The following is a 22887-nucleotide window of genomic DNA, read 5'->3' on the forward strand; positions in this document are numbered from 1 at the left end:
GCGGCAAAGTTATGGTTCTAAAAGTAAAGAAAAGTGATAATTTATTTGACGCAATATCAACCTTGACAACCTCTTCTGCGGCAAGCTTATGCTTCGAATAAAGAGTGGCAAGGTTATGGTTCCAAACAAATTTATTTTCGCGCTGCCCTTAAAGCAGCGCGAACTTTTTTATCGCGAAAATATCCTGGTTTAGCCAATAGCTTTGAAATAGCTGCTTCACTAGGATAAATACCTTCAGTGTGAACTTGCCTAACAGCTAGTTTTACCTCCTCGCAACACTGGTCGATTCGTTTGAGGCGAGATTCTTTCATATACTTAACGTACTCGGCTGAAATCGCTCGGCATAGCTCTGGAAAACAGCAATTCTCATTTTGAAATAAATAGAGTATAGGACTTACGCATTGATAGAAAAGCCAAAATAACAGATATAGTTTTCAAGGCTTCTAGCTAGATTTTTCAATTATCTTTTTGCGATCGCAACCAACAAAGGGTAATGTGCAAAAGTCTGAAACAACGTATTTACGTTGACACACAAGATAGTTATTTTGTACAGTGCGTAAGTCCTATTTTCGTAAAATGTGCTTGAAAACCTTAATTTTTCGTTTTAAGTTCTTAACAAGCTTAAGCTTTGTGGCACAAATATTATTAGTGGGATAGGTTCAAGAAGAACAGAGCTAACGGCTAGCTTGCGCTTAGTGCCAGTGTTCTCAAATGAAACGTCATCATTCCATATCAATATCTAAAGAGAAAGACTCTTCACTACTTCGTACAGAGTCACCTGTTTCAAATCTTTCCTTAAAAGCACCTCGCTTTTTAGCGTTTTCGGCTGAAATATCTTGCATGGTCACTAGCTTACCTGCCTCGAAAGTAAATTCTAAAACTATTTCGTAAGCAGTGGCTTTTTGATACCCCATGTGAACATATAACTCTTCAATAAAGTCTTTTCCCAGCCTAATCCTTCCAGTAAAAGGCGTGATCAGCTTTAATCCTTGATAAGTTGGATAACCGTGACTTTCCTTGAAAGGTAATTTTGGTGTAATCCCTTGTATTGGTTTGTGTCCTTCTTCGACTTCGCCGATAACCATTTTTATTAGGAATAAGCCATTATCTACTATCTCATAAGTTGAATAAAAGCCGCGATAGCAAGCCGTATGAAGCATTTGTGGCTGCATCTCATAATCTTGAGGAGTTATTAGTCTTTCCCCATCTAAAGCAACTAATTCGTATTCTTCACCGTTATACAGAAATATATCTGGGATTTGAGATGTCATAATAATCTAAAATATGTGTAATCATCAAGTCTTAACAAATAATTCTAGAGGACAATTATCCTTTTAATTGATGGAGACGTTGCGATTCATATTGCGTGATTTTGTAATTGTTAGCATTCGTCTGAAGAATTACCATCAGATTTTTAAACATAGAGTCTTATTTCAAGTTTTCCCATAGCAATAGCTTTTCTAACATCTAAATTTTCGAGTGAATTTTGGCGCAACCTTTAAAACGATTGCAACTGGTGTAAATGCAACGCCAGTATCAAATCGGCTTTGGGTAGCTTTTGGAAATTTCTCTGTAACTGGGATCACATCAATTATCGCTTGTTTTTCCTTAACAAAAATTTCTTAATAAAGCAGCTTGTTTACGTAATACCACTAGTTACATTGTCCTCAAGCCTACATTAAAACAGAAAAGACCTTTGAGCATCTTACTTGCTTGCTCAGAAGTATTAATTCAGTAATTACTACTAATTTTACTAATTAATCGGCTACCAAATTTTCAATACTAATATGAGCTAACAATGGCACAAACCGTGAATCATTCACCTGGTTCCATAGTCAGTTGTCGTAGTCGGCAATGGGTGGTACTGCCTTCAGAAAATCAGGGAGTTGATATCGCTCTTCTGTCACTTTCCGAATTATTGAAGGGATACGTTTAAATCTACTCAAATTTATAACTGATCTTGAGATTTCCTTTTTGACGTTTTACTTTAGTAACTATTACACTTTTTAATTCATTAAGTGATTTTAAATGAGTACCTCCACATGGAGTTGGATGAAGATTATCAATTGTCACCACTCTCAGTTTTACCAATCTATCAGTTAGTTCAAGAGAAAGGGTAAACTCTTGATATGCTCCAGCAAAAGTCTGCACAGCAGGTCTGGGTCGGTCTGTGGGCAGGGACAATAAGGTTGGTGCATCTTTTAGTTGTTGTTGCCAGTAACTTAATTGGCTTTGTAAGACATTTCCTTGCAACCACTGTCTTTGCCATAAGGTAAAATCTGCGTACTGAATCGGCAGTGGTGCTAAAGATGTACCCCTTTGGGGAAGCAAGCTACGCGTAGCGTCTCGAAGAGAAGGCTCACCTTGAGAATAAGCATTGTACAGTGCTGCTAGTTCTTGGACAAACACACCCATTGACCAACCATCAGAGACAATTACTGATGACAACTTGATATCCATGTAAGTGAGGTTCTCTGGAGAACCGATTCTTACCGCCCTCGTGCGGTGTTGAAAGCACATAAAACTACCAGTGATGGTAGCCCCTACGGAGAAGACTGATTTAGGACTAGCCCTTTCAAGGTGTTGTTTAATACGGTGATTTGTAGTTTCGTAAAAAGAGGTGCAAATCTATTGGGTGGAGGAAAAAATGTTTCTAGGGCAGGTGTTTGAGCGTTTTGTGAAAGAAAGTCCAGTGTCGGTTATGGTTCGTGGGCTTTTAGAGAAAGCATTATCTCCCCAAATCTTGGATGAACTATTTGAACGTAGTGCCAAAACCCAGCAATTCTCATTTTGAAAAAAAATCAGATAAAATTCTCTTGTTTAAATAGATAACTTGTGTCGAACCATGATTTTTTGACAAATAATTATCATCCAACACTAGAGATAGATAGGTTTTTAAAAATCTGTCCAGGAAAAATTAATTTCAACTAATAAATCCAGTTGAAACTCTAACCAACTTTGTAGTTTTTGTTGATAAATAACTTTCTCCTCCTCTTTCAATATATTGACATTTTTTAACTAGAGTTTACTTTTTTGAATGGGACATATTCGCTCAGAATGAAGGAGAAAAAATCCGACCAATCTGACATTCAAAGGATAAATTTCTCAAGCCGTGGGGTGTTGGTGTCGGTGCAGCAGCTGTCAGAATCACTTCACCTTTAGCATTCACTACCCACCCCTGAGCTTCCACAATCTGTGTACTGAGTGCTGAACTTTGTTTCTCAATAGTTCCCCTGCTGGACTCTCCTGCTTGTCTTGGCACAGCAGTGACTCGCCAATCTTCCCAAACTGTATTATTGTCAAGTACAGTGTTGGGGGAAGAAGGTAAACCACCACGTCCAACGATCGTGAAGCTACTATTACCTCTTTTGGCACAGAAGTTTTGGTTAATTAATTGTGAGGCATCCACTACTTCTAGTGGCAATTTCACTAAACCATTTGTGGGATCTTGTAGTGTATTGAGTTGCACTGTACCATTCAACTGTTTATTAGCTCCTGTAGCAGTGATATCGCTATTTGGGGTGGGTACATCACGAAATTGAGTCCCAAATACCCCTTTGGCATTGATTGTCACCTGACCTCCTCGAAAGTCAGTAGAATTTGCACTAATATCACTATTGTCAAATGCAACTAAAATACCAGTATTAATGTTGATATTGCCACCAATGACGTTTTCTCCAGAAGCGTTAGTGGTGATGTTGCTATTATGAAGCAATAGTAAATCTTGAGAGCGCACACTAATAGTAGCTTGTTCTTTATTCGGGTCAGTGTTGATAGCTTGAGTATTAGCATCAACAGTGGCGTTGTTGTTCAAACGGATAGAGGTAGCATCAATATTTAAGTTGCCTGCAATTCCTTTACCTGAGCTGCTCACAGTTATTATCGCCCCATCTTGAACGAGTAATTTATCGCTACTAATCTTCAAGTCTCCTGCATCCCCAGTTGAGTTAGTAGAAGCGAACAAGCCACTGGAAAAGTAACCATTAGCAGTGCTACCAATCAGTTGCACATCTTTAGCATTGACAGTTAAAGAACCCCCTTTGCCTGCACTCCGTGTTCCTGCTGTTACCTGTGCCCCATCGCGCACAAGCAAACGTTCGGTATTAATCGTCAAGTCTCCAGCATCTCCAGTTGACCCTAACTTAGCAGATGTATTCAAGCCACTACCAGAGCGCCCATCACTAGAGGTACCAATCAGTTGCACATCTTTAGCATTGACAGTTAAAGAACCTCCTTTACCTGTACCTTCTGTACTAGCATCAACAAATGCACCATCGCGCACAAGCAAATGTTGGGTATTAATTGTCAAGTCTCCAGCATCCCCGGTTGTTCCTATGGCAGCAGTAGTAAACAAGCGGCTTATGAGGTCACTATTAGCAGACTCACCAATCAGTTGCACATTGTTAGCAGTGACAGTTAAAAAACCTCCTTTACCTGCACCAGATGTGCTGGCATTTATCAGTGCCCCATCGCGCACAAGCAACTGTTGGGTATCAATCGTCAAGTTTCCGGCATCTCCGGTTGAGTGAGTGGAAGTCAACAAGCCGCTAGGAAAGTAACCATTACTAGAAGTACCAATCACTTGCACATCTTTAGCAGTGACATTCAAAAAACCCCCCTTACCTGTACCATATGTCTCTGCATCTACCTGTGCGCCATCGCGCACAAGCAAACGTTGGGTATTAATCGTTAAGTTTCCTGCATCCCCAGTTATCCCTGAATAAGCTTGAGTAAACAAGCCACTCCTAAAGCGGCCGTCACTAGAGGTACCAATCAGTTGTATATCATTAGCAGTGACAGTTAAAGAACCCCCCTTGCCTGTACCATATATGCTGGCATCGACGTATGCCCCATCGCGCACGAGCAAACGTTGGGTATTAATCGTCAAGTCTCCTGCATCCCCAGTAGACCCTAAACCAGCTTGAACAGACAAGTCACTGGCAAAGTCACCATTTGCAGTCCTACCAATCAGTTGCACATCTTCAGCATTGACAGTTATAGAACCCGTCTTACCTGCACTATATGTCTGCGTAACAACATTTGCTCCATCGCGCACAAGCAAATTTTGGGTATTAATCTTCAAGTTTCCGGCATCCCCAGTTGAGTAAGCATAACTGAACAAGCCACTGGGAAACTGACTATTAGCAGTACCAATCATTTGTACATCTTTAGCATTGACAGTTAAAGAACCCGCCTTACCTGCACCCGATGTATATACAGCTATTTGTGCCCCATTCTGCGCCAGCAAATTTTGGGTATTAATTGTCAAGTTTCCTCCATCTGCGGTTGATTGAGTAGAAACAAACAAGCCACTAGGAAACAGACCATCCGCAGTAGTACCAATCAGTTGCACATCTTGAGCATTGACAGTTAAAGAACCGCCCTTACCCGTACCAAATGTGGCTGTGCTTACTTGCGCTCCATCGCGGACAAGCAAATTTTGAGTATTAATTTCCAAGTCTCCAGCATTCCCTGTTGCCGTTGAGTTAGGGTACGCAGATGCTGACAACCCACTAAGGAACTGACCATCAGCAGAAATGCCAACTAGTTCTACTGACTCAGTAGCATTGACTACTAAATTTCCACCTTTTTTTCCTAACAGAGTACTTGCTTCTATCTGGGAACCATCGGCTATGGTGACGCGCTGACCTTGGATTTGGATGTCACCGCCACCCGCGCCACTGGCATCGACTGCTGAGAGTTTTGATAGTTGAATATTGCCAAAGTTTTGCACTCCATCGTAGGTCAAGGCAAAACCTTTAGTTATCGGTGTGAGACTAACTAGACTGTTATCCCCTACACTGCCCAACTCTATCCTTCCCCCTGCTGTCTTTAGCGTTGCTCCCTCTAAGAAAATATCACCGCCCACCAAGGCTAAAGTTTGATTTGCTGGCACTCGTAGTGCATTTGTTCTATCAATCAATTCATCTGTGAGCCTTAAACCTTGACCGTCGCCTTTAACCTCAATAGTGCCTGGATTGACTCCGTATTGCAAGCCAATAGGTGTATTTATCGTTAGTAAAGGGGTAGATTTAGGAGTTGTAGCACTGAACTCAAAACCACCAGCAAATTTGATGCTACTTGCTGTACTAGCAATAAATGAACCACCAATATCTAACCGCGCATTTTCTCCAAAGATAATACCGCTAGGATTAATTAAAAATAAATTTGCTTTAGCGTTTGTCCGCAAGATACCATCTATTTTTGATTGCGAACCACCTGTAACTCGACTAATAATATTTTGAATATCTGGAGCATTATTAAAGTAAGCTGTAGTATCTTTGATAACAGAAAACTCGCTGAAACTGTGAAACAGATTAGTTCCTACTTGTGTGCCACCAGTAATATTTGTAATGTTATTTAGTGTATTTACATTGCTGTTATTCGGTAATGTTGTATCTGGGCTGATTTGCCCAATGGCAATATCTGGGTCAAATATTATTACACTAGCGATCGCTATTCCTAATCTTAGTAACCAATCTAAATGTCTGACACTATCCGCAACCGTCCCTAGCCTTAAAAACCAGTTTCTACCCATACTTACATTAGACATTACACCCTCAAACTACGTTGCCGTTACTAAATTACAGTTAGTAGACTGAAAAGTTTTTCATAATCCTTACCAGCTCTTGATTTAAATTGGGGAATATCATTGACAAAATTACCGTATAATCCGGGTTTCAAGTTATTCTGGCTAGACGAATAGAGCGATCGCTCTTTCCAACACCATCGACTGAAAACCTGATTATTTCATCAATTTTCCCAAGTTTTCAGTCTACTAAAGGATTATAAAAGACTACCTGAAACCTCACAGACATTCATTTATATTGTCATGATTCGTATTATGGTCAGACGCCTAGCATGATTTTTGACTGGTTTCGACTGTTTAAAACATCCTCTGACAAAAGTTTTCGAGCTACAGAAATTTTTATTAAACCTCAGACACAGAAGATAACATGGAAAGTGAAAATCAAAATAAGCCTTGCAATCGAGTACATTTTTTTCTATCTCAATCACTACAAGGCTTTTGCATTTCACAGTCCTGACCAGTCTAAACTCCAGTGCTAAAGATATCGAAACTGCACTGGATGTGATAAATTCAAAAGCTGCTATTCCCATAAAAGAATTGAAGGCAGTTGTTCCAGATGAGTTAGGCGCAGCAAAGTATAACCAATACCAACCTCCCCCCGGAACAAGCCAGGAACATATACGCTTGAGTGTAGGGCAGGTTCGAGATAATACCCTTTCTGCCTTGCTTGCTGCACAACCTGTAATGCATGGACTCTGGCATCTGTCAACAAATCTGATTTTCCCAATCGGCTGGCTGCACATAGCAGCAATTCAATCTGTCCCATATGACCACAGCATAGCTGGTTTACTATCCCTCGTTTCTGGGTGAGTTGCTTTTGGGTAGTTTTGATTGCCACTTGGATATCCTGATGAATTGCTTCAGTTTCCAACATTGCCAGTCCACCAAGGCGGGCTAAACCGATGCCAGCTGCTCCATGACACCAGCTAGACATAAGTGAAGGAGGTTCGGATTTACCAGTTGCTTGGAGAAATTTAGAAAAGTCTCTGAGATCGGGCCAGTTGCCTACCTCTGGTAAAAATACGCCCTGTTCGTAGGCGATCGCTTCTGCCGCAGCCACCTGAAACTGGGCATCATTCGTCACCTGTGCCAGTTTGAGCAAGGCGTAGGCAATTCCGCCTGCACCGTGGGAAAAGCCCGTTAACAATCGACCATCCAGCGTTTTCCAAGCTCTACCGTTGGAAGTGATTACACTTTGGGCTAATAAATGACGACCAATCAGGCAGGCAGATTCCAGCACAATTGGATCGCGAACAACCTGGTACAATGCCAATAAACTTAAAAGCGTACCTGCTGTACCGCCAGCGATATCCAGATCGCGATCGCTAGTAATTGCCTCTGGTACTATCGAGTATGCCAAATTCACAGCATCTGCAAGCAAGCGATCGTCATTCAAAAACTGACCGATTTTAGTCAGGCTGTAAATCCATCCTCCCAGTCCAGCTGATAAGCCAAGATTCAAGTTCGAGAATTCAGCTTTTGGCTGTTCAACTTTGGATAACCCCTGACGAAACTCCTGCAACGCTCCCAAACACAGTTCTCGAAACTCTCCATCTCCTTTAATATGCTCTACTGCCGCCAGAAATAATGCAATTCCTAATTTGCCATCAAAAAGGCTCAGTCCAATGGGTTGAAACTGGAATCGCTGTTGTTGAGCAATAAACTGAGGAGCAAGCCAAGTTACAGATCCATCAGGAGCGCAAATTGCTCGCTCTTGTAATCTGCGGGCAATTGCCATGACCTCAGAAACCAAATCTGATTCATCCAGCATCACCTCAGACGATTGCTGCACACTTAGAGAGGTTTGATTGGCAAGTTTTTCAGGTGCCGCAATCTCTTGTCCGGGAATCATTCTCAAATATAAGGTGTTGCGGATAAAACTAACTTGCATCGCCAAGTCAGATTTGCTCAGGTTCTTGATCCGCTCTAGTACTAACTCAAAGCTAGAACCCTGGAAAAATCCCTCAAGTTGACTATCTGGCGATAACTCCAACACATCTGTATTAGGATAAATTGAGAAAAAAGGAATATCCAACTGCTCCATTTGTTGTCGTTCAGCCTGGAGAATTGACCAGAATTTCGGTTTTTCAGTTGCGCCAGCTGCTGTCAACTTGAGGATTTCCAGTCCAATACTGCGGTCAACTCCATCTCGCAAGTACTCTGAACTACGGAGCTTGTTTAAGATTCGGAAATAAGTGTTTGTGGGGCGAAACACAAAGCGGACAAGTTGTCTTGCCATTGTCCACAGCGGACTATCCTGGGAGAGTAGCACCTCTTTTTTATCTTGCAAAAAGTGATACATCTGCTCAAATCCTGCCGCTACTGCTTCGATCCAGTCTGATAAACTGGCAGGTTGTCCATTTAAAGTTGGCACATGAGCTAAAAATGGATCGATAGTCAGCAACTTTTGATTTAAAGCCATCTGGTCTGTATTCACACTAGACCACTGGAGTCCTTTATAATGCCTAGCCTCTTGGTTGTGGCTGCCCAAGCCGCTGAAATCAAAGCCTGAGTTACCATTAGATCCTGGATGCCAAACAGGCAATAAGGCAGTACGCATTACGGAATTATCTACCCAATCGAATGCGAGTTTTTGAGCAGTCTGCACGTTTCCCGATGACTCGATTTCAGGTCGATGCTGCATCAGGGTTTCGGTATCAATCAGAACTGGATGTTCTCCAGAGGCAATGAGATTTTCGTAGTGACAGTCCGTAGCATCTAGCACGTAAATTAAACAAAGTAACATCCCTGCTCGTTGGTAATGGCGTTCTATTTGGGCTATATCTTCACAGGCTTGCGAGGCGACAAACTCTACCCAGCCGTGACTATCACGGTTAATTACTTGCAAGGTTTTTAGAGGCAGAGGAGAACCCTGTTCGTTTAACCAAGCCAAAAGCTGATTATACGCCTGTTCAGTGCCTAAATGCTTGGGTTTGTAAACTAAGTGCAGATTTGGTTCAATTTTAAGTGTAATTACAGAGCGTCTGCCCCGATGGGGATCAGATCGCAAAGGTTGCACCGATGTCACTTGACCTAGAGGTACACCGTTGCCAAATTTCTCTGCAATCTCTGACCAGTCTGCGTCTAAGTGATGGAGAAATTCAAGCTGGGATTCCACCCAAAGCTCGGTTGCCGTAGCCAGTAATCTTGCTAGAGCAGCATATTCTACAAAAAAAGAAATTAGTTTGCCCTGCAACATGTCCCGAACAAACCTGATATAGAGGTTGCGGCTTTGGAGTTCTTGTGTCTGTGTCAGTAGACGAGTAAAAGAGGATTGTTGACTGACCCGCCAACTGGTAAAAGCTATCTGTAAGGGCTGTGTGGCGATGTCAATTAGCTGACCGAGTAAGCTGCGCTCGAATACACCATGAACCTCATCAGTTAATCTCTGGTAACACTCGCCAGTTCTAGCAATCAGTTCCTGTTGGGCAAATAAAACAAATGGGGCGAGAATATCCTCAAAGGGGAGGGGAGACTGGGGAATCAAAAAGCGCTGTGAAGTCGTCGCATCAGAATTTGTCGCTGCGTGAGAAAAGGCAAGATTGAGAACAGATGAGAGCGTCTTTGCCCAATTGGGCAGGGGAGCATCGTGCCGCAAACATACAGGTGCGATCGCTTGCTTTGCTGTTTCTAGATTCAGCCCATCCCATTCTAAGTATTTTTGAAAATGCTCGAAATTCCCTTTTCCTACTGTCTGACACCAGGTATCAAGACGCGATTGCAAGAGCTTTTCATCAGTTTCCGGGGAGGGTAAGAAAATCTGTGAATCGAGTCGTTCAAAGAGAGTACTAGCGCGGCTAACGATGCTGTGCAACTGGGCTGTGGACATAACAGGGTTTGCGATCGCGGGCAACTGGCGTGTAGAGATACTAGAAATAACTGTGTTCATCTTGATTTACCAAATAAACTACTGGTCTGTCAATACAAAAATGACGGGTGAAGGGAGGAGAGGGAGCAGGGGGGAAAGAATTTTATTTTCTTACCATGAACCTATCTAAGTTGCTGTAACCAAGTACTACGATGTAAAGCTTGTAATACGGTGGCAGTGGTAAAGACGCAATGCTTGTCAAACACTAGACTGCCTTGGATCGTGCCGTGGTAAATCCACTGGTTAAACTTATTGGGATTTAGGTCATCCGGTAATGGAACTTGCAACCGGGCTGATGAAATCCAGGAACCATTGGGCTGTTGCTGTGCTAATAACCAATCTGTTGCTTTGGCGATCGCCGCCTCTACTGCGGTATCTTGCCGTCTCAGTGTCAGCAGTCGCAAGCACCAAGCTGTGGCGAACGGCGAACCAGAAGGGTTATCGCTAGTTGCGACAAATCCCTGGGAACTAAGGCGGTTTATCCCCCATGCCACGGCGCTGGTAATACAGTCAGAATCTGGATAACAAGGAGCAATTGCCTCAGCCGCTAGAGCTGTCACATATTCGGGATCTTGCCACCAGTAAGCCAGCCAGTTACCATCGTTCTGCTGAGTTGATTGCAAATAATCCTGAAGCTGAAAGCGGTATTCCGGCAGAGTTGCAATTGCTGCACTCACGCAAGTATGCGAACCGCACCATCCCTCAAATCCTATTTCAGGAGAAGCATGAATAAAAGCCCGAATCGATTCTTCACTCTCATAGGTGCAAATGCCTCCATCTGGTCGCTGATGGGCTGCAAGGGATTGCATCGCTTGACGCGCCCGTTCTGAATTATTCTCACCAATAGCGCGAGCAAGCTGGAGTACCCAGCCAGTACTATCCGCATCAGCAGGAGGAAAGCGATTGTAGCCCCATTTGCCATTGGCGCGATGGCGACGACTATTGAGCAGATTCCAAGCTGTGGAAACAGCTTCAGGTACACGGTTATCAGGTATATTCGCTAACATTGTTCCTACATAACCCGTTACCCATTCATCGCTCAAGCCAGCCGCTAGCTGAAAATCAATCCACCAGCCCTGGGAATCTCGTGCAGTTAGCAAAAAAGTAACGGCTGATTCGATATGAGAGATGGGCGTATGGGAAGATGGCAAGGAAACTATCGCCGCGTCGGCACGTTCTTGCTTAGTCGCGTCCTCTTTTACACCTGTACCCTTTGCATTTACCGTGCTAGCAGAACGTGCAGGTATGGCGCTGATCGGTTGGTGCATTGCACCAAAATAAATTTTGCTTGCTAAGGGTTGCCCTGATTGATAAATGAGTTTGATATGGTTCAACCCCCGGACGTAAATGCGCTCTTGCAGAGGCTTTACTAGGGTATAACCAGAGTATTTGAGCAAAGCATCCCTGGTTTCTTTTGCACACAAACCTTGGGAAGTGAGATAATCTAGCAGTGCTTGCCATTGTCCATTTACGCAAGCTTGGTAGCGGGTGAGAAAAATTCCTTCAATGCCAATTCGCGGGTAAATCTGTTCGCCAATATCAATGTCGAGGATAATGCTATCAACGTAGGGAGAAAGGGCGTTGACGAGCTTCTCTACCTCCGCAAGCTGTCCCGTCCAGCCTATATTAGTCAAGTATGGCAGCAATTCCGAGGGTGAGCCGACAAGGCAGAGTCTTATTGCTTCCACCGTTCGGGAAAACATCATCCCAACTTGAAAAATGCTGGTTCGGGGAGGTAAGTGCTTGATACAGTCGATGAATTTTTTCTGTAAGCCGGGAGGTAGGGGTGTCCCTAACAGTAAAGGCATAGCTTGCTCCCAAATCCAAGAGTAGCTGAAGGAGATTCCTGAATTGTCTGGTGGGCTAGTCAGTCGGAAAAATAACCCAGGTATGGGAATATTATTTGTACTAGTATCGCCATCCAGCTTTGAATCAAACTCTAACCAAAGATCGCCAATGAAGTAATGGAGTAAGGAAGACGGATCTGCCCATTCGGCGCAGAACTTCTGAATTTGTTGCCAAACGGGATGCTTGTCAAAGTCCTCCGACAGACGTGTATGGGGGTTTAAGCCGGCTAAAATTTCCCGACCAGTCTCGGTAACTTGAAAAGCAAAGTCAACTACTGGAGCAGAAGGTTGCAGGCGATATTCAAAGCCATAAGTGGAAGCGATCGCATCTGGAAAGTAACTGCTTACAGAATCAAGTTGTTCTATCGCTTGTTGACAAATTAGGGGGGTCAGATGCGACTTGAGGGGTTGCAGAGATTCTTTTAAAGAGTACAGCCACGTATCAGTACGTTGGTAAACCATGATAAAAACAAAGATGATTAAGAATGGGTGTAAATGATGGGATTGGTTTCGGATATTGCTGGTTCGCCTGGTTTGAGATGAGAAAAATAATTGCGGTAGATGTGCTGTTGCATCATATAGATATACTGTCCGCCTGGATATGCAAGTGCGGCTCTTGGGTTTGTGAGCTTTGCTCCGTCGGGATAGTAGCAAATAGCAATCACTTCCCGCATATAATTGCAGGTATTGGCAGGAGCGCAATGGACGATTTTCCCACAGTGGAAATCTGCATCACCTGCTCGTAGTGCCTGTCCTTCGTCTAGAACGTAGCCACGGCGATGCATATCTGTGCGTATGGGATCTTCATCATCCGAACTGCCCATCGCTCCTAAGTCAACAAGAAAACCTTTTGTTTGCGAACCGTTGGCAAATGTCATTGCAACATCTGCTGGCACATCTACCAAGGGCAGCCAAATTGTAATTACATCCGTATCGAGGGGTAAAAATACACTGTCCTGATGCCAAGATGTTCCGGGCCCACCTGGAGGTTTGAAAAATCCGTAATAATGTAAAACTCGTACAGCATTTACACCCATAAGGTCAGCAGCAATCTTGCCTAAACGCTTTGACATCAATAACTGCTTCAAGGGTTCGCAGATATTTTGTAAACTAAATGCAAACGTCTCCGGGCTACCACCAACAGACTGGTCTGCTGCATTCAGTTTGGCTCGCTGTTGCATTACAAATTCTACAATATGAGGGCGATAGGCTGCTATCTGCTCAGAGGAAAGAATACCTGGAAGAAAAAGATGACCGTCTTGGTGATATCGTTCTATTTGCTCTAGAGTCAGAGGATATTCTTGGGAAAGATCGGGTAACTGCAATACGTTATTCATGATATTCTTTGTGATTGTGTAAACTGAAATCGTTGGCGTGGATAATCCACTGCATTTGGAAAGCAGCAGCTTACAGATTTAAGTCGTTCTCCGGTAAACAATTGGATTCATTGAAGTTTCAGCCAAGTCTCCAGGCTTCAATCCTGGCAAACAGGTAGATAAGTTGCGTTGGCGAATTACGGCGGCAAACTGCTCCTGCGGTAGAGCATTGGCGGGTACAGGCGGCATTGTTACCCTTGCGCCATCGGCGTAAAAAACAATCACTAAGGCTTCGCGGGTGCGATCGCTTGTGTTTTTGCGCGAACTGTGAAGCGTCCAGCCAGAATGGAAGCTCGCATCTCCAGCTGCCATTGCTCCGTAATTTATAAGTTGAAACCCCGATTTGGTAATGGATTGCTCAAACTCATCCATTGACTCATCTAGCGGCATTGAAGCCCCTATATATCCCTGTTTGTGAGAACCAGTAACAAAGGTCATCGGTGCCATTTCTGGGGAAACCTCCGACAGAGCAATCCACATTGTTACTATCTGAGTTGTATCTAGGGGCATAAAGTAAGCATCTTGATGCCACGGTGTATTGCCGCCTCCCGGTTTTTTGAAATAAGATTGGTCGCGGAATAAGCGGACAGTATCAACTCCTAATAAATCGGCAGCAATCTTGCCAAATCGATGAGCTAAAATAAAGCGTTGGGCAACTGAATCAAGTTGGTAAAGATTCTCAACAAACTTCCATCCTTGACTCTGACCGCTGACAGTCTTTTCCATCGCTTGCTGTTCGCGATCGTAGCGGTCAACCGTCTCTACTAACGCAGGTCTGTAGACAGCTATTTCTTTTGGAGAAACTACACTACGCACCAACAAATGTCCATCCTGCTGAAAGTTATGAATTTGCTCGGCTGCGAGGTCATAATCGCTGTCCAGGGGGAACTTATCTACCTCAGAACTGTCAAACGCTGAACTCGCTTGTGAGTAATTTGAATATTTGTTTGCTGGCTCAGTCTGCGAACACGCATATACAATTGAATTGGTTTCACTGTTTGTCAAATTTGGGTTAAGCATACACTTTAGATTTAGATGAGAAATCATGTTTGATTTGATTTGAGGTAATCGTTTGACTGCCTTCTGTATTACTCCTTGGGAGAACTGAAATCAAAATATGCAACCTTTGCGATCGTTAGGAATAGTTCAGTTCCATCAAAATGCTTGAAAACCTCTGACATCAAGCATTTTTTGAATTTCTTGAACATCAGAGGTTTTTAAAAATGCATAAATCAACTGGGGTGTTCCCAATAAGTCAGGAAAATCGACTTGAAAATCACACAGTCATTACTCATTGCAAATTCCGATTTTTCCACAGCAGGTTTTTCTGGTAGAAGTCATGATATATCTAACTTCTGAGACAACCTTCTACTCTTGAAAATCAAAATTTGTTTTGTTTTAGACAAAGACTAACAAAAACGTTTTTGCCAGTCTTTATTGTCATAATGCTGCTGTTGCTGCAAGAGTTATTCCCACGGTTGCAATAGCCTCATCACAGCCCTTGGTAGCAACGCAACCACTTTGCCCAGAAGCACAGCCTGTCCAACTGTGATTCTGCGAATTGGCTCCCCCTGCGACTAATTCCAGTTCTGCATCAGATAATTCTCTGTTAGCTTCTAGTTCTGAGAAGTCTAAAGCTGGCAGCACCAGATAATAATGATTTGAAGTTTCTTGTAATACACTGACTTGGATATTAGTTGGAAAATTCAATCCCTTTTGTGCCATCACAGTTTTGGGGTCAGCAATCAAACGACTGCGAAAGTCACAATCTTGCGCGGCTTGTGCAAGCAATTGCACTTCGATTTCAAGCATGTGACCTGTTGAGCTTACCAACTCAGAATTCTCAGATGTTTGTGCTGTTTGATTAGCAAGTAATTCTTCATTAGCTAAATCTTTTTGAGTGCCTAATGCTGGTAGCACTAGATAGTAATGACTTGGTGTTTCCTCAACTACAGTCATTTGTGTTTGAGTGGGAATATCCCATCCATTCTCTGCTGCAACTGTGAGAGGGTTAGCAATCAAACGACTGCGAAAGTGTGAATCTTGTACTGCTTGTGTGAGCATTTGTGCTTTAATTTCAAACATTGTCCGTCTCCTAATAATGATGTTGTTTGTTTTGATGTTTGATGTGGTTTGAAGTTAATCGTTTGACTGCCTTCTGTATCACTCATTGGGAGAAGTGAAATCAGAATATGCACCCTTTGAGATAATTCGGAATAGTTCAGTTCCATCAAAATGCTTGAAAACCTGCGCCATCAAGCAATTGTCGATTTTCTTCAACACCAAAAATTTTCAAAACTGCATAAATCAACTCTGGTGTTGCCAATAAGTTAGGTAAATCGATTTAAACATCACACTCAAGTGATGATGGAGGTTTTACTTAAATAACTTGGTAATAGCGATGCTGAAGAAAGTTTCTATAAATTGCTAATTGGTAATCAAGAATTAATTGTTATCCCCCTCGTCCCCCTTATCTCCCCAAGAAGGTGTCACATGGTTACACAAACAAATAACCTTTTCCGAAAAAAAGCTTTAGAAAATTTATCTTCCCCGGAACGCTTGGATCAGGTTATGAAAGTGATCCAGCCGATGCATTGGTTGTCTTTAGCTGCCCTTGGCTCGTTGGTAGCAACGGCAGTTACTTGGAGTATTGTTGGTCGTATACCGATAACGGTTTCAGGACAAGGGGTGTTAGTTTATCCAAGCAAGGTTGTATCGTTGCAAGTGCCAGCTTCCGGACGAATTGTGGCAATGAATGTTAGTGTTGGTGACTATGTAAAGAAAGGACAGGTGCTAGCAATCATCGATCAAGCTGAACTGCAAAGCCAATTACAGCAGCAGCGTGCCAAGCTAGCCCAATTACAATCCCAGAATTACAGTTCTAACTTACTCCAAGGGCAACGCAAGCAACAAGAAAAAAGAGCGATCGCCCAGCAACGTCTCAATCTCCAGCAACGTCTCCAACAAGCAACCAGCTTGACTCCTATTTTGAGAAATAGAGGTTTGAGTTCTCTGCAAGTACAACAGCAAAACTTACTCCAAAGTCGGGCGATCGCCCTGAGTATGATCCCCGCCCAACGTAAACTATATGAGGGACTCAAAAAGCTGCAAGCAGAAGGAGGAATTTCTCAGCAAAACCTTTTGCAGGAACAACAAGCATACCTAGATGCTGTTAAAAAAGTGTCTGATATTGATGCTCAACTCAAACAACTTGATGTCCAGCAGGTGGAAATCGAAAAATCCTACCGCGAAAACTTCAGCCAAATTAATGATTTTCAATCTCAGCTACAAGAACTCGATACTAACGAAAAAACTAAAATTGAGCAAGATTTTGACGCTGCAACCAACCGACAAAATCAAATCCAAGAAGTCAAGCGAAATATTGCTCAGTTACAAGTCCAATTAAATCAAAACAGTCAAATTATTAGCGAGTACAACGGACGGGTTTTAGAAATTAGTACATCTTTTGGGCAAATTGTTTCTCCAGGAAGCTCCATTGCTGTCATCCAAGCAGAGGAACCATCTGCTAAACTCATTGGTCTTACTTTCCTTCCTGTTGGTGATGGTAAGAAAATTCACAAGGGAATGAAGGTACAAATTACACCTTCCACAGTAGAGCGCGAACGATTTGGCAGCATTGTGGGTACTGTAACCCGTGTTTCAGCTTTTCCTGTGACCAAAGAAGGTGCTTTAAATGCGATCGGTAATGCAGAGATTGTGCAAAGCCTAATGGATCGAGGTCCTCAAATTCAAGTTGACGCACAGTTGCAGCCAGACAACTCAACCTTTAGCGGATATAAGTGGTCTTCTTCTAAAGGTGTTCAGATGAAAGTTTCTTCTGGAACCACCACTAGCGTCAGAGTTACTACAGAGGAACGAGCACCTATCAGCTTTATCTTTCCTTTTTTCAAGTCTTTAACTGGTGTAAATTAACCTCACATAACAAAAATGTTGTCACAACAAGTAAAATTTACAAAGAAAAATAATCGCCGTCCTTTTTCTACTGCGATAACTTTTGTCAAAAAAATCCTAACTATTGGATATAGGAAAATTCGCCGTCGTACCCCAACTGTTTTGCAGATGGAGGCGGTAGAATGTGGTGCTGCTGCTTTGGGAATTATTCTAGGTTACTACAATCGGATTGTACCCCTACCGCAATTGCGTCAAGATTGCGGGGTATCGCGGGATGGCAGCAGAGCTATAAATATACTCAAGGCTGCTAGAAGTTACGGCTTGAATGCCAAAGGTATGAAAGCAGACTTGGATGGACTGCGACAGTTGCAATGCCCTTACATCGTTTTTTGGAATTTTAACCATTACTTAGTTGTAGAGGGGTTTAGCGACAAGCAAGTTTATCTCAATGACCCCGCAACTGGGCCAAGGTCTGTATCTCTGCAAGAATTTGATGCAAGTTTTACAGGTGTTGTACTGCTTTTTACACCTAGTCAACAGTTCAAAAAAGGTGGTAGCAAACCTAACGTTCTTCTAGGTTTGCGGGAACGTCTGCAAGGGTCTGGCGAGGTACTGGCTTATTGCATTTGTGCTGGATTTTTACTGGTGATTCCCGGACTGGCATCACCTATATTCTCCCAAATGTTTATAGATAATGTTTTAGTGCAAAACAGGCAAGATTGGTTGCGACCACTTTTGTTAGGAATGATATTGACAGCAATTGTCAATGGACTGTTGACATTATTACAGTTAAAGTTTCTCCGCCGGATGAAAATTAAGTTATCTGTGGGTATGTCCAGCCGATTTCTATGGCACATTCTGCGCTTACCTATAAGTTTTTACGATTGCAGATTTGCTGGAGAAATCAGCAGCCGCATCCACCTTAACGATAAATTAGCCAATCTGCTTTCAGGGAAGTTAGCCACAACGGCGATCGCCGCAGTCATGGTAATTTTTTATGCTATTGTGATGCTGCAATATGATGCAGTGTTGACCTCAATTGGGATTATCTTTGTCGCCATAAATCTCCTGACTTTGCACAAAATCTCTCGGTGGCGCGTAGACGCTAATCTCAGATTAATCCAGGAGCATGGAAAAGTTAGCGGGGTAGCTATTTCTGGTCTTCAAAGTATGGAAACCTTGAAAGCATCTGGGTTAGAATCTGATTTCTTTGCTCGGTGGGCGGGTTATTATGCCAAAGCGATTAACGCGTATCAGGAAGTAAATATAACTAACCAGACTTTGGGAATTTTGCCCTCGTTCCTATCAACAATTACATCAATGCTAGTTTTAGTTATTGGTGGACTGCGGGTTATGGATGGTAACCTGAGTATCGGAATGCTAGTAGCATTTCAGGGACTAATGCAAAGTTTTATGGAACCTGTGAATAATCTTGTTAATCTTGGTAGCGATCTCCAAGAAGTTGAGGGTAGCCTAAATCGCTTGGATGATGTTTTGCAAAACCCGGTAGTTCCTGAGTTTGCAGAGGAAACACAGCAAGCACAAGAGAAAGTTTTTGCTGATTACCTTGAACCTAAATTGCAAGGGTATGTCAAGTTGGAGAATGTGACATTTAGTTACGGCGAAGTTGAAACTCCCTTGATTGAAAACTTTAATTTATCAATTAAACCAGGACAGCGAGTTGCCCTGATTGGCAAGAGTAGTTCTGGTAAATCTACCATTGCCAAACTCATATGCGGGCTGTACGAACCAACTCAGGGAGAAATTAAGTTTGATGGCAAACCCAGAAACCAAATTCCTCGCCAAGTCATAGCCAATTCTATCGCCTTCGTAGAGCAAAATATTTTACTATTTGCTGGTAGCGTCAGGGACAATTTGACCCTTTGGGACACTACTGTGCCTGAAAGTTCCTTAGTGCAAGCATGTCAAGATGCAGCAATTCACGATGTTATACTCTCCTTACCTGGAGGTTATGATAGTAAACTCTCAGAAGGAGCTACTAATTTAAGCGGTGGTCAAAGACAGCGTTTGGAAATTGCTCGTGCTTTGGTTAACAACCCCTCTATTCTGATTGTGGATGAAGCAACAAGCGCTCTGGATACTGAGACAGAAAAGATTATTGACCAAAAACTACGTCAGCGCGGATGTACCTGCATTATTGTGGCGCATCGGCTGAGTACTATCCGCGATTGTGATGAAATTATTGTCCTCGAACGGGGAAAAGTCGTGCAACGGGGTACTCATGAAGAATTGCAACAAGTTGAAGGATATTATTTGCAATTAATCCGTAGCGAGTGCTGAAGTGAGAAAATTTCCTAAGGATTCAGGTCGAATGTCAATTCATATTACTTGACCAACGCTTTAAAGGAACAAGATATGCCAAGAAAAGTGCGTTTATACTTTTATACAAGCCAAATATGGCAACGCAGATTGCGAATTCTCCTTTTAGCTATGTTGGGGCTAATTTTTACCTTGAGTTTTCATATCCTTCCGGCTGAATCTAAACTTACCCGTTTTTCAGAACAGTCGATTATACAAAAAGTTCCACCACCAACAAACCTCGAACACCTAATACAACAAGGCAGAACTTTTTACCAAACAGAAAAATTTGCTCAGGCGGCGCAAAGTTTGCAGCAGGCTGCACAGCTATATGAATCTCAAGGAGATGAGTTGAACCAAGCTTTAGCGTTAAGCTATCTCTCCTTAACACAACAGAAACTAGGACTATGGAACCAAGCAAAGGCAACAATTTCTAGCAGTTTAAAGTTAATCACTCAAGCAAAGCCCAGTACTGAGCAGGCAAAACGCATTTTAGCTCTTGCTCTTAATACTCAAGGTAGTTTACAACTAGCGTTAGGACAAGCTGAATTGGCCTTAGAATCATGGCAACAAGCGGCTAAAACCTATACTCAAATCGATGATCCAGTAGGTCAGATTGGTAGTTTAATTAACCAAGCTACAGCCCTCGAATCCTTGGGATTTTCTACTCGAATGATGAAAATTTGGGAGCAAGCGGAGCAAAATCTGCAAGCACAGCCAAACTCTCTACTAAAAGTTTTAGGATTACGTAGTTTAGGCAATACCTTAAGAGTGAGGGGCGATTTAGAAAAGTCTCAGCAGCTACTTGAGCAAAGTTTAGCAATGGCTCAAAATCTGCGATCGCCTCAAGAGGAAAGCGCTACTTTGTTGAGCTTAGGTAATACTTTATATAGTTTTGGTAACAAAAGTCTACAACGTGACACGAGCAGTGAGGAAAATCCTCTACCACTAGATTGTAACCACGGTTTGATTTCAGAAAATGCTAAAACATATTATCAAAATGCCGCAGACTTCTATTATAAAAGTGCGATTAAATCTACATCAGCGATCGCTAAAATTCAAGCACAACTCAATCGCCTAACTGTATTACTATCTCTTGGGCAAAATTTCTCGAATGAAGAGTTAGAATTATTACAATCTAATCTAACAACTCTCACCCCAAGTCGAGCCGTAGTCTATGCTCAGGTAAACTTTGCTCGGAGTTTAGTATGTCTCAATCAAGCAAGTCAAAACACAAAGACACAAGAAAAGTCCATCTTCAATCAAGATAAAATTTCTCAGATATTAACAAAAGCTGTGCAACAAGCCCAAGACCTGCAAGACCAAAGATCCCAGTCTTACGCATTAGGTAATTTGGGTCAGCTATACGAACAGACTAAACAATTATCGCTGGCTCGGCAATACACCGAACAAGCCTTGAACCTCGCACAGGTAATTGATGCATCAGATATTGCCTTTGAATGGCAATGGCAGTTGGGTCGTTTACTCTTGGCACAGGGAAATTCACAAGCAGCAGTGGCAGCTTACACTGAAGCAGTAACTACTCTCAAGTCTTTACGTACTGATTTGGTGTCCCTCAATTCTGATATTCAGTTTGACTTGCGCGATCGCGTAGAACCAGTATATCGGCAGCTAGTTGCTTTATTGTTACAACCTGAGAAACCGAGTCTGAAAAACTTAAAGCAAGCTCGTGATGTGATTGAAGCATTACAGTTAGCTGAACTAGACAACTTTTTTCGAGATGCCTGTTCAATTGTTCAGCCAACCCCAATTGACGAGGTGGTTGATAATGCTAATCCTGCCACAGCAGTCATCTACCCAATTATTTTGGCAGACCGTGTAGAGGTGATTGTCAAGTTGCCGCATATAGAGCAACTTCATCACTACAGGACTTACAAAGCAAAAAGCGAGGTAGACAAAGTACTAGAACAGTTACAGCAAAAACTCAGACAACGCTATACTTTTAGCGATCGCCAGGTGCTTTCTCAGCAAGTATACAATTGGTTAATCAAACCTTTAGAGGCAGACTTGGCTCAAAGCCAAATCAAAACCTTAGTGTTTGTATTAGATGGTTCCTTGCGAAATATTCCAATGGCAGCCCTCTACGATGGCAAAAAATATCTCATAGAAAACTACAGCGTTGCTTTATCTCCTGGTTTGCAACTGCTACAACCCAAATTAAAACCAAAACGATTTGAGGCTTTAATCGGCGGACTAACTCAATCACGCTTAGGTTTTAGTTCTCTACCAAATGTCGCCGATGAATTCAAGGAAATCCAAGCAGTTATTCCCTCTAAAGAATTCATCAACCAAGCCTTTACCAATACAGTCATTGAAAAGCAAGTTAGTTCTCTTTCTTACCCTGTAGTACACTTGGCAACTCACGGCAAATTCAGTTCCCAACAGGAAGATACATTTATTCTTACCTGGAATGGCAAGATTAATGTTAAGCAGTTGCGTGAGGTATTGCAAACCAGAGAACCAGTGGCCGGACGTGCATCTCAAGTACCTTCTCCAATCGAATTACTCGTTTTAAGTGCCTGTGAAACAGCTACCGGAGATAAACGCGCTAGTTTAGGATTGGCAGGTGTCGCCGTGCGTTCTGGGGCACGTACTACCCTTGCTTCTCTGTGGAAAGTAGACGATAAATCGACTGCCATCTTGATGGGCGAGTTCTATCGCCAGTTAAAAAACAACCCTGGCTTGAGCAAATCAGAAGCCTTGCGTCACGCCCAGGAGTTCATTTTCCAGAACTACCAAGAACACCCCTTTTATTGGGCACCTTACGTTTTAGTCGGTAATTGGTTGTAAATTGCATAGAAGCGTGCATAAAGTTAAATGCTTGTACAGTATAGTCTATTGACCTGAAAACTACTGGAATCTCAACAAGTTATTAAAATCTGAATTAAATAAGGAGAAGTATGATATTTATACTTTTAAAGTAAATTACATAACACTGTTACTTAGCAAATAAAA

The 22887-nt window shown here is 42.5% G+C and carries 14 protein-coding genes and 1 pseudogene; 5 read left to right on the top strand and 10 right to left on the bottom strand.

Annotation, left to right across the window (positions count from 1 at the left end):
* Positions 1–131 precede the first annotated feature (131 nt).
* Positions 132–311, bottom strand: a complete 180-nt coding sequence (locus V7L07_RS25100) for a hypothetical protein (protein WP_335061528.1) — start codon at positions 309–311, stop codon at positions 132–134.
* A gap of 411 nt (positions 312–722) precedes the next feature.
* Complete coding sequence (locus V7L07_RS25105; RefSeq protein WP_335061529.1) at positions 723–1271, bottom strand: hypothetical protein; 549 nt, start codon at positions 1269–1271, stop codon at positions 723–725.
* Between the two features lie 527 nt (positions 1272–1798).
* On the opposite strand from V7L07_RS25105, the gene V7L07_RS25110 reads away from it, so the two are divergent.
* Positions 1799–1936 carry a hypothetical protein gene (locus V7L07_RS25110; protein ID WP_335061530.1) on the top strand — a complete coding sequence of 46 codons (138 nt, stop codon included), beginning with the start codon at positions 1799–1801 and terminating at the stop codon, positions 1934–1936.
* Between the two features lie 2 nt (positions 1937–1938).
* On the opposite strand, the gene V7L07_RS33565 is transcribed toward V7L07_RS25110, so the two are convergent.
* Positions 1939–2076, bottom strand: coding sequence for a hypothetical protein (locus tag V7L07_RS33565; RefSeq protein ID WP_442936086.1), 138 nt, complete (start codon positions 2074–2076; stop codon positions 1939–1941).
* A gap of 3 nt (positions 2077–2079) precedes the next feature.
* Positions 2080–2436: pseudogene (locus V7L07_RS33570) on the bottom strand (condensation domain-containing protein); the annotation flags it as partial.
* Between the two features lie 211 nt (positions 2437–2647).
* Between V7L07_RS33570 and V7L07_RS25120 the strand changes: the two are divergent.
* Complete coding sequence (locus tag V7L07_RS25120; RefSeq protein WP_335061532.1) at positions 2648–2794, top strand: hypothetical protein; 147 nt, start codon at positions 2648–2650, stop codon at positions 2792–2794.
* 258 nt (positions 2795–3052) lie between these two features.
* On the opposite strand, the gene V7L07_RS25125 is transcribed toward V7L07_RS25120, so the two are convergent.
* From V7L07_RS25125 to V7L07_RS25155, 6 genes are all read right to left on the bottom strand, one after another.
* On the bottom strand, positions 3053–6553 hold the full coding sequence (locus V7L07_RS25125; protein WP_335061533.1) for a two-partner secretion domain-containing protein: 3501 nt from the start codon (positions 6551–6553) through the stop codon (positions 3053–3055).
* Positions 6554–7109: 556 nt separating this feature from the next.
* Positions 7110–10478, bottom strand: coding sequence for a type 2 lanthipeptide synthetase LanM family protein (locus V7L07_RS25135; RefSeq protein WP_335061534.1), 3369 nt, complete (start codon positions 10476–10478; stop codon positions 7110–7112).
* A 101-nt stretch (positions 10479–10579) separates the two neighbouring features.
* A complete protein-coding gene (locus V7L07_RS25140) occupies positions 10580–12766 on the bottom strand; it encodes a hypothetical protein (protein WP_335061535.1) in 2187 nt (728 codons plus the stop codon).
* Positions 12767–12783: 17 nt separating this feature from the next.
* The gene (locus V7L07_RS25145) at positions 12784–13641 is read right to left on the bottom strand and encodes a phytanoyl-CoA dioxygenase family protein (protein ID WP_335061537.1); all 858 of its coding nucleotides are present in this window, start codon (positions 13639–13641) and stop codon (positions 12784–12786) included.
* Between the two features lie 78 nt (positions 13642–13719).
* Positions 13720–14700 carry a phytanoyl-CoA dioxygenase family protein gene (locus tag V7L07_RS25150; RefSeq protein ID WP_335061538.1) on the bottom strand — a complete coding sequence of 327 codons (981 nt, stop codon included), beginning with the start codon at positions 14698–14700 and terminating at the stop codon, positions 13720–13722.
* Positions 14701–15120: 420 nt separating this feature from the next.
* Positions 15121–15765 carry an NHLP leader peptide family RiPP precursor gene (locus V7L07_RS25155; protein ID WP_335061539.1) on the bottom strand — a complete coding sequence of 215 codons (645 nt, stop codon included), beginning with the start codon at positions 15763–15765 and terminating at the stop codon, positions 15121–15123.
* Positions 15766–16173: 408 nt separating this feature from the next.
* Here V7L07_RS25155 and V7L07_RS25160 point away from each other — a divergent pair, with 408 nt between their 5' ends.
* The 3 genes from V7L07_RS25160 to V7L07_RS25170 all read left to right on the top strand — a co-directional run bounded on the left by V7L07_RS25160 (position 16174) and on the right by V7L07_RS25170 (position 22722).
* Positions 16174–17613 carry an NHLP bacteriocin system secretion protein gene (locus tag V7L07_RS25160; protein ID WP_335061540.1) on the top strand — a complete coding sequence of 480 codons (1440 nt, stop codon included), beginning with the start codon at positions 16174–16176 and terminating at the stop codon, positions 17611–17613.
* Positions 17614–17760: 147 nt separating this feature from the next.
* Positions 17761–19893, top strand: coding sequence for an NHLP family bacteriocin export ABC transporter peptidase/permease/ATPase subunit (locus V7L07_RS25165; protein ID WP_442936087.1), 2133 nt, complete (start codon positions 17761–17763; stop codon positions 19891–19893).
* 75 nt (positions 19894–19968) lie between these two features.
* Complete coding sequence (locus tag V7L07_RS25170; RefSeq protein ID WP_335061542.1) at positions 19969–22722, top strand: CHAT domain-containing protein; 2754 nt, start codon at positions 19969–19971, stop codon at positions 22720–22722.
* Positions 22723–22887: the final 165 nt, after the last annotated feature.

Origin of the sequence: Nostoc sp. (assembly GCF_036916985.1) — a bacterium.
Classification (GTDB): Bacteria; Cyanobacteriota; Cyanobacteriia; order Cyanobacteriales; family Nostocaceae; genus Nostoc.